Origin of the sequence: Mycobacterium talmoniae (genome assembly GCF_001854525.1) — a bacterium.
Classification (GTDB): Bacteria; Actinomycetota; Actinomycetes; order Mycobacteriales; family Mycobacteriaceae; genus Mycobacterium; species Mycobacterium talmoniae.
The window spans coordinates 1-10,743 of the sequence record NZ_MLQM01000188.1; the positions used below are offsets into that span (position 1 = coordinate 1).

Annotated in this window: 13 protein-coding genes; 4 read left to right on the forward strand and 9 right to left on the reverse strand. The window is 70.3% G+C overall.

All coding sequences use genetic code 11. The features are described from left to right. Both BKN37_RS23140 and BKN37_RS23145 read right to left on the reverse strand, forming a co-directional pair. A partial coding sequence (locus tag BKN37_RS23140) for a primosomal protein N' family DNA-binding protein (protein WP_479724560.1) occupies positions 1-1,160 on the reverse strand: 1,160 nt, incomplete at its 3' end. 81 nt (positions 1,161-1,241) lie between these two features. Beyond that, on the reverse strand, positions 1,242-1,964 hold the full coding sequence (locus BKN37_RS23145) for a lysoplasmalogenase (RefSeq protein ID WP_071029280.1): 723 nt from the start codon (positions 1,962-1,964) through the stop codon (positions 1,242-1,244). Here BKN37_RS23145 and BKN37_RS23150 point away from each other — a divergent pair. From BKN37_RS23150 to BKN37_RS23160, 3 genes are read left to right on the forward strand one after another with little or no spacing between them, the layout of a single operon-like run. Next, the gene (locus BKN37_RS23150) at positions 1,963-2,904 is read left to right on the forward strand and encodes an alpha/beta hydrolase (RefSeq protein WP_071029281.1); all 942 of its coding nucleotides are present in this window, start codon (positions 1,963-1,965) and stop codon (positions 2,902-2,904) included. The two genes, BKN37_RS23145 and BKN37_RS23150, sit on opposite strands and share 2 nt — an antisense overlap. A gap of 4 nt (positions 2,905-2,908) precedes the next feature. Next, complete coding sequence (locus BKN37_RS23155) at positions 2,909-3,298, forward strand: VOC family protein (protein ID WP_071029282.1); 390 nt, start codon at positions 2,909-2,911, stop codon at positions 3,296-3,298. Between the two features lie 40 nt (positions 3,299-3,338). Beyond that, entirely contained in the window at positions 3,339-4,847 is a 1,509-nt protein-coding gene (locus tag BKN37_RS23160; protein ID WP_071029283.1) for a flavin-containing monooxygenase, read from the forward strand. A gap of 50 nt (positions 4,848-4,897) precedes the next feature. On the opposite strand, the gene BKN37_RS23165 is transcribed toward BKN37_RS23160, so the two are convergent. Together BKN37_RS23165 and BKN37_RS23170 are read right to left on the reverse strand one after the other, a co-directional pair. Then, on the reverse strand, positions 4,898-5,095 hold the full coding sequence (locus BKN37_RS23165; protein WP_071029284.1) for a hypothetical protein: 198 nt from the start codon (positions 5,093-5,095) through the stop codon (positions 4,898-4,900). Between the two features lies 1 nt (position 5,096). Then, entirely contained in the window at positions 5,097-5,876 is a 780-nt protein-coding gene (locus BKN37_RS23170; RefSeq protein WP_071029285.1) for a helix-turn-helix domain-containing protein, read from the reverse strand. Between the two features lie 72 nt (positions 5,877-5,948). Here BKN37_RS23170 and BKN37_RS23175 point away from each other — a divergent pair, with 72 nt between their 5' ends. Beyond that, positions 5,949-6,539: a CHAP domain-containing protein gene (locus BKN37_RS23175; RefSeq protein ID WP_071029286.1), complete on the forward strand. Its 591-nt coding sequence runs from the start codon at positions 5,949-5,951 to the stop codon at positions 6,537-6,539. Between the two features lie 118 nt (positions 6,540-6,657). Here BKN37_RS23175 and metK read toward each other — a convergent pair whose 3' ends face one another. From metK to mihF, 5 genes are all read right to left on the reverse strand, one after another. Continuing rightward, the gene (metK, locus tag BKN37_RS23180) at positions 6,658-7,869 is read right to left on the reverse strand and encodes a methionine adenosyltransferase (protein ID WP_071029287.1); all 1,212 of its coding nucleotides are present in this window, start codon (positions 7,867-7,869) and stop codon (positions 6,658-6,660) included. Positions 7,870-7,975: 106 nt separating this feature from the next. Further along, the gene (gene coaBC / locus BKN37_RS23185; protein ID WP_071029288.1) at positions 7,976-9,220 is read right to left on the reverse strand and encodes a bifunctional phosphopantothenoylcysteine decarboxylase/phosphopantothenate--cysteine ligase CoaBC; all 1,245 of its coding nucleotides are present in this window, start codon (positions 9,218-9,220) and stop codon (positions 7,976-7,978) included. Between the two features lie 47 nt (positions 9,221-9,267). Then, positions 9,268-9,585, reverse strand: coding sequence for a DNA-directed RNA polymerase subunit omega (rpoZ, locus tag BKN37_RS23190; protein WP_071029289.1), 318 nt, complete (start codon positions 9,583-9,585; stop codon positions 9,268-9,270). A gap of 61 nt (positions 9,586-9,646) precedes the next feature. After that, positions 9,647-10,273 (reverse strand): guanylate kinase, encoded by a 627-nt coding sequence (gmk, locus tag BKN37_RS23195; protein WP_423212831.1) that lies wholly within the window; start codon positions 10,271-10,273, stop codon positions 9,647-9,649. A 28-nt stretch (positions 10,274-10,301) separates the two neighbouring features. Beyond that, on the reverse strand, positions 10,302-10,619 hold the full coding sequence (gene mihF, locus BKN37_RS23200) for an integration host factor, actinobacterial type (protein ID WP_003932123.1): 318 nt from the start codon (positions 10,617-10,619) through the stop codon (positions 10,302-10,304). Positions 10,620-10,743: the final 124 nt, after the last annotated feature.

Sequence of the window (10,743 nt, forward strand, 5' to 3'; positions counted from 1 at the left end):
GGCAGGGACAGCGGGCCGGTGCAGTGCCGGCAGCGGGCGATGGCGCGGCAGCGCCCGCAGGCCAGCGACGGCACATAGCCGCGCCGCGGCACCTGCACCAGCACCGGCGTGTCGGCCTGCAGCGCGGCACGGGCGGCGCGCAGCGCCACCGACGGCAGCCGCGCGGTACGCGCCGCCGGGTCGCGTTCGTCGGCGTAGCCGCTGTCGTCGAGGGCCACCACCCGCGGGGTGCGGGTCCGGATCAGCGCCCGCGGCGCCACCACGTCGTGGGCCCATCCGCTGCGGACCAACGCGTGCGCCTCGGCGGTGCGGGCGTAGCCGCCGATCAGGGCCGCGCAGCGCACCTGGTGGGCCCGCAGCATCGCCACCTCCCGGGCGTGCGGGTAGGGGGCCCGCGGCTCGGCGAGGGTGTCGTCGCCGTCGTCCCACACCATCACCAGGCCCAGGTCGGCGACCGGGGCGAACACCGCGCTGCGGGTGCCGATCACCAGCCGCGCGTGCCCGCGCAGCACCGCCAGCCAGCGCCGATACCGCGCGGCCGGGCCCAGGCCCGCCGACAGCGCCACCACCGCGGCCTCGTCGATGCGGGCGGTGGCGGCCCGGGCCAGCGCGTCGACGTCGCGCTGGTCGGGCACGATCGCCAGCACCGCGCGGCCGGCCCGGATGGTGGCCGCGGCGGCGTCGACCAGCCGGTCGGTCCACGCTTCGCCGGGCAGCGCCTGCCACACCGCCCGGGCGGCCCGCGACTCACCCAGGGCCGCCAGGAACTGGGCGCCGCGGGTGTAGGCCTGCCAGCCGGCCGGGTCGACCGGCGCCGGGCCGGGTGGGTCCGGCGCCGGCGGGGTTTCGCGCTCCACCCGGGCGTGCCGGGGCGGCACCGCCAGCCGCAGCACATCGGGGCGGGTGCCGGCGTAGCGGGCCGCGACCGCGTCGACCAGGCGGCGGATCTCGGCGGTCAGCACCGGCTCGGCGGAGACCACCCGGTCCAGCCAGCCCAGCTGGCCGACGTGGTCGGTGTCGGTGCGGCGCTCCAGGATGAACGCGTCGACCAGCCGGCCGTGGAAGCGGACCCGCACCCGCACCCCGGGTTGGGCGTCGTCGGACTGGTCGGCGGTCACCAGGTAGTCGAATTCGCGGTCCAGGTGCGGCACCGACAGCATCGGCAGCACCCGCGCGATCGGCTCATGCTCGGCGGCGTGTTTCCGGCCGCGAGCGTGCGTGTCCCCGGTCGACACGCCGCACTAATCCCCGGGTTCGCGCACGCTCGCGCCCGGCCGGCCGAAAAAAAACCCGGCGGTGATCAGGATCTGGGCCGCCGCGTAGGCCCACCAGATCGGCGCCGCCAGCGCCTCATTGCCCAGCACGAACCGGCCGATGCCGATCATCGCGTCGGACACCGCGAAACACACCGCCCCAACCGCGGTCCACACCGTCGGCAGCCGGGCCAGCAGCGCCGCGCACACCATCGCCCCGAGCACCCCGATGTAGGCGATCACCGGCAGCACCAGCCCCTCGCGGGCCAGGCCCGGCCAAAACCACACCAGCAGCGCCACACACGCGGCAACGGTCACCGCGACCGCGATCCACCGGCGGCGCGTCGGCGCGGCCAGCGGAACCAGCGCGCCCAGATAGCACAGGTGCGCGAGCAGGAAGGCACCCAACCCGCCCACGAACGACATCGGCCACCACGGGATCGCCAACAGCCAATCCCCCACCGCGGAAAACCCCAACGCCGGCATCAGCCAGCGCCGCTCGCGCACCAACGGATGCGCCGCCGCCGCGACGGCCAACAGCATCGCCATCGACGCTTTGCACAGCGGCTGCAAACTCCACTGCCCGGTCAAGTCGGCACCGGGCAGCGAGCGCACGGCGGTCACGGTCAAAAAGATCCCGTAGCCGGCGCCCGCCCAACCGGCGACCATCCATGCACCCGTCACCGACCGCGGTGCGTACGGTGTCTGCATGTCCGTTTCCGGTGACAAGCCACCCGTCGACGCCATTCTGCAGAAGGTACTGGACGCGGTGCCGTTTCAGTTCTCGACCGAGCAAGGTGTCGAGGTGGCGCGCCGACAGCTGGCGGAGCTGCCCCGACGCCCGATCCACCCGGAGCTGCGGGTGCAGGACCGCACCATCCCCGGGCCCGCCGGCGACCTCCCGGTGCGCATCTACTGGCCACCCGAGCCGACCGACCCCGCGCCGGTGGTGGTGTTCTTCCACGGCGGCGGGTTCGTCGCCGGCGATCTGGACACCCACGACGGCACCGCCCGCCAGCACGCCGTGGGCGCCGACGCGGTGGTGGTGTCGGTGGCGTACCGGCTGGCGCCCGAGCATCCGTACCCGGCCGCGGTGCAGGACAGCTGGGCCGCGCTGCAGTGGGTGTTTGCGCACGCCGACGAGTTGGGCGCCGACCCGGCGCGACTGGCGGTGGCCGGCGACTCGGCCGGCGGCACCTTGTCGGCCGTCGTCGCCCAGCAGTGCCGCGACGACGGGGGGCCGCGGCCGGTGTTTCAGCTGCTGTGGTACCCGGCCACCGTGTACGACGCGTCGCTGCCGTCGTTCAGCGAGAACGCCAACGCCCCCATCCTCGACCTGAAAGCGGTGGCCGCGTTCACCCGCTGGTATGCCGGGGACGTCGATCTGCGCAACCCGCCGCCGCGGATGGCCCCGGGACGCGCCGAAAACTTCGCCGACCTGCCACCGGCCTACATCGCGGTGGCCGGTTATGACCCGCTGCGCGACGACGGCCTGCGCTACGGCGAGCTGCTCGCCGGCGCCGGGGTGCCGGTGCAGGTGGACAACGCCGAGACGCTGGTGCACGGCTTCCTCGGCTACGCCGGGGTGGTGCCGGCCGCCACCGAGGCCGCCGACCGCGGGCTGGCCGCGCTGCGGGCCGCGCTGTGGTGATGTCATGCGGTTGAACCAGGTCGGCGTGGGCGTCACCGATCTGGCGCGGTCCGAGCGGTTTTACCGGTTGCTGGGGCTGCGGCTGATCGTCCGGACCGACGACTACCTGCGGTTCGAGTGTCCGGTCGGCGCAAGTACCTTCTCGGCGTTCCTGGTGGACGCCGTCTCGCCCACCGAGCAGGTGACGATCTACTTCGAAAGCGACGACCTGGACGGCGAATACGACCGGCTGCGGGCGGCCGACGTGGAGTTCGCCCAGCCCCCGACCGACCAGCCGTGGCTGTGGCGCGAAGCCAAGCTGCGCGACCCCGACGGTCACCAGCTGTGCCTGTTCCACGCCGGAGACAACCGGCAGTTCCCGCCGTGGCGGCTGAACACCGACCCGATCCCGTAACGGCGCCCCGCCCGGTGCGGGCAGCTCCTACAGTGGGGGGATGAGCCGCGCTGCAGAGGCGGACCGGGTGGCACCACCCGATCACCACGCGCTGATCGTCGGCGCCGGGTTCTCCGGGATCGGCGCCGCGATCAAACTCGACCGGGCCGGGTTGCCCGACTACCGGCTGATCGAGGCCGGCGACGGCGTCGGCGGCACCTGGCATTGGAACACCTATCCCGGTATCGCCGTGGATATTCCGTCGTTTTCCTACCAGTTCTCGTTCGAGCAGAGTCCGGATTGGACGCGCACCTACGCACCGGGCAAGGAGCTGAAGGCCTACGCCGAGCACTGCGTCGACAAATACCGCATCCGGTCCCGGATCCGGTTCAACACCAAGGTGCTCGGCGCCGAGTTCGACGACGCGCGCTGTTGGTGGCGGGTGCAGCTCGATACCGGCGAGACGGTGACGGCCCGGTTCCTGATCAACGCCAGCGGGGTGCTGACGGTGCCGAAGCTGCCCGATATCGACGGCGTCGAGGGCTTCGACGGCCTCACCATGCACACCGCGCGCTGGGACCACACCCAGGATCTGGCCGGCAAACGCGTCGCCATCATCGGCACCGGCGCATCGGCGGTGCAGATCATCCCGGAGATCGCGCCAATCGTCGAGCACCTCACCGTGTTTCAGCGCACCCCGATTTGGTGTTTCCCCAAACTCGATGTGCCGCTGCCCAAGCCGGCGCGGTGGGCGATGCGCATTCCCGGCGGCAAGACCATCCAGCGGCTGCTCAGCCAGGCCTATGTCGAGCTGACCTTCCCGATCGCCGCGCAGTACTTCACCGTTTTTCCCTTGGCGAAACGGATGGAGTCGGCGGGACGCGCCTACCTGCGCCAGCAGGTCCGCGACCCGGTGGTGCGCGACCAACTCACGCCGCGCTACGCGGTCGGCTGCAAACGGCCCGGCTTCCACAACGGCTACCTGGCCACCTTCAACCGGGACAACGTGCGGCTGGTGACCGAGCCGATCGACAAGGTCACCCCCGCCGGGGTGGCCACCACCGACGGCGAGCAGCACGACGTCGACGTGCTGGTGCTGGCCACCGGGTTCAAGGTGATGGACACCGACAGCGTGCCCACCTTCGCGGTCACCGGCGCCGGCGGGCGCTCGTTGAGCCGGTTTTGGGACGAGCACCGGCTGCAGGCCTACGAGGGGGTCAGCATTCCCGGATTCCCGAATCTGTTCAGTGTTTTCGGGCCGTACGGTTACGTGGGCTCGTCGTATTTCGCGCTGATCGAGGCGCAGACCCATCACATCGTGCGGTGCCTGGAGCGGGCCCGACGCCGGCAGGCGACCCGGGTGGAGGTCACCGAGGAGGCCAACGCCCGGTATTTCGCCGACATGATGCGCAAACGGCACCGGCAGGTGTTCTGGCAGGACAGCTGCCGGCTGGCCAACAGCTACTACTTCGACAAGAACGGCGACGTGCCGCTGCGGCCCACCACGACGGTGGAAGCCGTCTGGCACAGCCGCCGCTTCGACCTCGACGACTACCGGTTCAGCGCCTAGCGGCGCGAGCAGACGCAAAATCGCACACCCGGGCGTGGTTTTGTGCGAATTTACGTCTGCTCGTCGTCCTGGTCGGGCGGCGACAGCCGCCAGCGTGGGCCACCCAATGCCTCGCGGTAGGCCTCGGTGCCGTCGGCCGGTCGGTCCGGGAATCCGTTGGCCCGCACCCCGCGAATGAACGCCACCCCGATGACGCCCACGGCGATCACCAAGAAGCTGATCAGCGCGATCTCGCCGACGGTGGCCACATCAGGCGGTCCCGCCGCCCGCTTGCAGCAGCGCCCGCAGATGACGGCGATAGACCGTGCGTCCGAGCGGGGTGAGCCCGAACCACCACCGCGCGCCCTCCGGGTAGGCGTAAAGGTATTGAGCACGAACAAGTTCAGTGGTGTGCTGGCCCAGTTCCGGGTCGGTCAGCCGCAACACCCGAGCGAGTAAGCCCGCGTCCATCTGGCCGACCGACGCCAGGACCGCACACACCGCCAGCGGCTGCCGCGACCCGAGCACCCGATCCCAGAACGTGGGGTGATCGGGCACTTCGCGCAGCAACCGACTGTCGATACCGTACGGGTCGACGCGCCACGCCAGGGCGTAGCAAGACACCATGAGCACCACAATCAGGACGAGCACCAGCACCGAGAAACACCAGGCCGGCAGCTCCCAACGGAAAACGAGGGCCATCAGGATCAGTGTCACGATCAACCAGGCCACGAATAACGCCCCCACGGCGGCGCCCGCCCGGCGCGACCAAAGGTGCAGCTTAAACGGACGCAGCCGACGTGTGGCGCGTAGCCGCACCCCCGCCGCAATAATCACGGCCAGCATGACGATCCCAGCGCCGAAGATGACCACAACGGACGTGCCACCGAAGGCGGCAACGAGCAGCGGGGTCGATAGCGTACTTGCCGCCATGAACGCGGGGCCCGCCAGCTGCATCGCTTGCACCCACCACGGCTGCACCGCCGCCATCAACGCGCGACGGGCATCGCGCACGTCGGCCAGTGTCCCGGTCTGCTGCGCGATGGTCATAGCAGTGAACCTAACCCAGGCTATGGCGCCTGTTGCGCGCCAATTGGATCACCGTCGGCTAGCGTTGCGCCGATGAGCACGACAGTGTCGCGTCGCCGGCTGTGGCTGCCGGCGATGGTGATCGTGGTGGCCGGGGCGACGGCGTTGCTGTGCTGGGGCCCGCGGTGGCATCACCCGAAGGCGATCGAGGGCACCCGACTGACGTCGTTCCCGACCGTCGACACCACCGGGCTGAACCCGGCCCAGGTGGCGGTCGTCGACCAGCTGCGCGACCAGTTCCACGCGGACCAGCCGAAGACGTTCTACTCCCAAGGCAACGACGAACCCTGGTGTGCGGACTTCGTCAGCTGGGTCATGCAGGCGTCCGGGCATCCGCTGGCCAACCCCAACTCGGACTCGTGGCGCATCCCGGGCGTGGGCACCCTGCAGGACTACTACCAGTCGACCGGGCGGTTCCGGCCGGCCGATTCGGGCTACCTACCGCAGGTCGCTGACGTGGTGATGTACAGCGACGCCAGCCCGTTTCACCAGCACACCAACATCGTGGTCGCCGACGACGCCGGCACCGTAACGACGGTGGGCGGCAACGAATTCGGCGGGGTCAGCATCCACCGGTTCGCCCTCGCCGACGACCCGGGGGTGGTCGGCTTCGGGCTGCTCTAACGCCCGCGCGGCAGCGCTACTGCTGAAATCGACGTCCAGATTGACACTCAGCCCGAAAAAACGGGGTTTCCGCGCCATATGGACGTCGATTTCAGCAGCGCCGCGGGGTGCCCGGCTCTTAGACGGCGCGCTTGAGGTCGTCGGCCTTGTTCAGCTGCTCCCACGGCAACTCGACGTCGGTGCGGCCGAAGTGGCCGTAGGCGGCGGTCTGCGCGTAGATCGGGCGCAGCAGGTCCAGGTCGCGGACGATCGCGCCGGGCCGCAGGTCGAACACCTCGCCGATGGCCTTCTCGATCTTGACCGGGTCCACGGTCTCGGTGCCGAACGTCTCGACGAACAACCCGACCGGCGCGGCCTTGCCGATCGCGTAGGCGACCTGCACCTCGATCCGCTCGGCCAGGCCGGCGGCGACCACGTTCTTGGCCACCCAGCGCATCGCATAGGCCGCCGAGCGGTCCACCTTGGACGGATCCTTGCCGGAGAAGGCGCCGCCGCCGTGCCGCGCCCAGCCGCCGTAGGTGTCGACGATGATCTTGCGGCCGGTCAGCCCGGCGTCCCCCATCGGGCCGCCCAGCACGAACTTGCCGGTCGGGTTGACCAGCAGCCGGTAATCGGAGGTGTCCATGGTGTCGTGCCCGAGGTCGTTGAGCACGGTGTTGACCACCTTCTCGCGGATGTCCGGGGTCAGGGTGGCGTCCAGGTCGATCCCGTCGGCGTGCTGGGTGGACAGCACCACGGTGTCCAGCCGCACCGGGGTGTTGCCGTCGTACTGCACGGTGACCTGGGTCTTGCCGTCCGGGCGCAGGTAGTCCAGCACGCCGCTCTTGCGGACCTCGGTGAGCCGACGGGCCAGCCGGTGCGCCAGCGCGATCGGTAGCGGCATCAGTTCGGGGGTGTCGGAGATCGCGTAGCCGAACATCAGGCCCTGGTCGCCGGCGCCCTGGGCGTCCAGCGGGTCGGCCGCGCCCTCCACCCGGGCTTCGTGGGCGGTGTCCACACCCTGGGCGATATCGGGCGACTGGGCGCCGATCCCGATGTTCACCCCGCACGTCGCGCCGTCGAAGCCCTTTTCCGACGAGTCGTAGCCGATCTCCAGGATCCGCTCCCGGACGATGTTGGTGATGTCGGCGAACGCCTCTTTGGCGGTGGTGGACACCTCCCCGGCCAGGTGCACCTGCCCGGTGGTGACCAGCGTCTCGACCGCGACACGTGAGCGGGGGTCCTGCGCCAGCAGCGCATCGAGCACCGAGTCACTGATCGCATCACAGATCTTGTCCGGATGGCCCTCGGTCACCGACTCACTGGTAAACAGTCGACCCTTATTGCTCACGATGTCATCCTTCCACCATCAAAACTTAGCTAACCAAATCATATCGTTTGTGGGCCCGACCCGCCCGGGCAGCCCGGCCCGGTAACCGGGTCCGCACCGCCGGCCGCTACCCGCTGTGCCCGTGCAGAAATGTGACGATGGCGTCCACGATACGACTCGCCATCAGCGTCTTGGAGCCGTGCTCTAAGGCCGACTCGGCACCGTCGGCCGCCAGCAGCCAGCCGTCGTTGTGGTCCACCTCGAACGCCTTGCCCTCCCCGACGGCGTTGACGACCAGCAGGTCACAGCCCTTGCGGCGCAGCTTGGCGCGGGCATGAAACAGCACGTCACCGTTGGCGTCGCCGGTTTCGGCGGCGAACCCGACGATCGCGGCCATGTTGGGCAGCTGCCCGTCGGTGCGGGCCCGCACCGCGCCGGCCAGCACGTCGTCGTTGCGGACCAGGTCGATCGTCGGCGGCGCCGCACTGCCCTTTTTGATCTTGGCGGGCGCAATCTGGGCCGGCCGGAAGTCCGCGACCGCGGCCGCCATCACCAGCACGTGCGCCTCGGGGGCATGTTTGGACACCGCGTCGCGCAGCTGCTGGGCCGAACTGATGTGCACCACGTCCACCCCGGCCGGGTCGATCAGCCCGGCGGTGTGCCCGGCGATCAGCGTCACCTCGGCGCCGCGCTGGGCCGCCACCCGGGCCACCGCATAGCCCTGTTTGCCCGAGCTGCGGTTGCCGATGAAGCGGACCGGGTCGATCGGCTCGCGGGTGCCCCCGGCGGTGACCAGCACCTTGCGGCCGGCCAGGTCGTAGGGCAACGCGTCGTGGCGCTCCAGCAGCAGGTGGGCGAAGGTGGTGATTTCCTCGGCCTCGGGCAGCCGGCCGGCCCCGGTGTCGCTGCCGGTCAGCCGGCCCGACGCGGGCTCTAGGACGACCGCCCCGCGCCGCCGCAGGGTGGCCACGTTGTCCTGGGTGGCCGGGTGCAGCCACATCTCGGTGTGCATCGCCGGGGCGAACAGCACCGGACATCGCGCGGTGAGCAGGGTGGCGGTCAGCAGGTCGTCGGCGCGGCCAGCGACCGCCCGGGCCAGCAGGTCGGCGGTGGCCGGTGCCACCACGACCAGATCGGCCTGCTGCCCAATGGCCACATGCGGCACGGCCGGGACGTCCTCGAACACCCCGGTGCGCACCGGCTGCCCGGACAGCGCCTCAAAGGTGGCGGCGCCGATGAACCGCAACGCCGATTCGGTCGGGATGACCTGGACCTGATGCCCGGCCTCGGTGAGTTGGCGCACGACGGTGGCCGCCTTGTAGGCGGCGATGCCGCCGGCGACACCGACGACGATCCGCTTGCGCTCGTTCACGACTGCTCGTCGCCCCGGAGGCTCATCGCGGACCGCCCCTGCTCCCCTTACTCGCCTTCAGTGTGTTCGAGCAGGTCGGCGTGGATCTCCCGCAGCGCGATGGACAGCGGCTTTTCCTGCAGGCCCGGCTCCACCAGCGGGCCGACGTACTCGAGGATGCCGTCGCCGAGCTGGTTGTAGTAGTCGTTGATCTGACGGGCCCGCTTGGCGGCGTAGATCACCAGCGCGTACTTGCTCGACGCGCGCTCCAGCAGCTCGTCGATGGGCGGGTTGGTGATGCCCAGCGGGGTGTCGTAGCCACCGACGGACACGTCGAACTCGTCGGGGACGGCCGCCAACGGCGCGTCGGTCTGGGGCGTAGTCACGTAGCTATCTCCTGGCGGGTAAGGACTGGGGTCTGAAGGACTTTGAGTCTGGGCGGGCGGCTCACTCCGGGTCCGGGGCGGTTCCCACCAGCAAGGATACCAATTCCGCGCAGGCTGTCTCCAATTGGCGGTTCACCACGACGTGGTCGAAGTCGCCCTGAGCTGCCAGTTCGGCGCGTGCGGTGGCCAGCCGGCGCTGCCGCACCGCCGGCGTTTCGGTGCCGCGGCCCACCAATCTGGCCTCCAGCACCTCCCAGCTCGGCGGCGCCAGGAACACCGTGATGGCCTCCGGCAGCGCCCGCTTAACCGCCCGCGCCCCGGCCAAATCGACCTCGATCAGCACCGGATGACCGGCGGCGGCGGCCTCCCGGACCGGTTCGCGCAGGGTGCCGGAGCGGTGCAGACCGTTGTGGATCTCGGCCCACTCCAGCAGCGCGTGCTCTTCGATCAGCCGCGCAAACTGCTCCGCGGTCACGAAGTGGTAGTCGACGCCGTCGACCTCGCCGGGCCGCGGCGCCCGGGTGGTCGCCGACACGCTGAAGTACAGGTCGGGGATCCGGTCACGCAGACAGCGGACCACCGTGGATTTACCGACCGCGGAGGGACCGGACAGCACGACCACGCGCGCGACGGCCGGGGGCCGCGCACGCGGGTCGCGCTCGTCGTCCGGCTTTCCACCCCGCCTCAGGCCATCGTCGGCCTGCATGCTGGCCGGGTTAGGAAAAGTCGAACTTTTCCAGCAGCGCCTTGCGCTGACGGTCACCCAGGCCGCGCAACCGGCGGGTCGGTGCGATCTCGAGCTCGGTCATGATTTCCTGCGCCTTGACCTTGCCCACCTTCGGCAACGCCTCGAGCAGCGCCGAAACCTTCATCTTGCCCAAGACCTCATCGGTCTCGGCGTCCTTGAGCACCTGCTTGAGGTTGGTGCCACCACGCTTGAGCCGGTCCTTGAGTTCGGCTCGGGCTCGACGTGCGGCAGCAGCCTTCTCCAACGCGGCCGCGCGCTGCTCGTCGGTCAACTGGGGAAGGGCCACGATTCCTCCTCATCGTCATCGATTGGCATCGATGTTTGTTTATCTCGGCCGGGTACTCCAGCCAGCGACGACGACCGTACCCACCCCGCCTGACGAAATCTAACCCCACCCCCCTGCTTAGGGC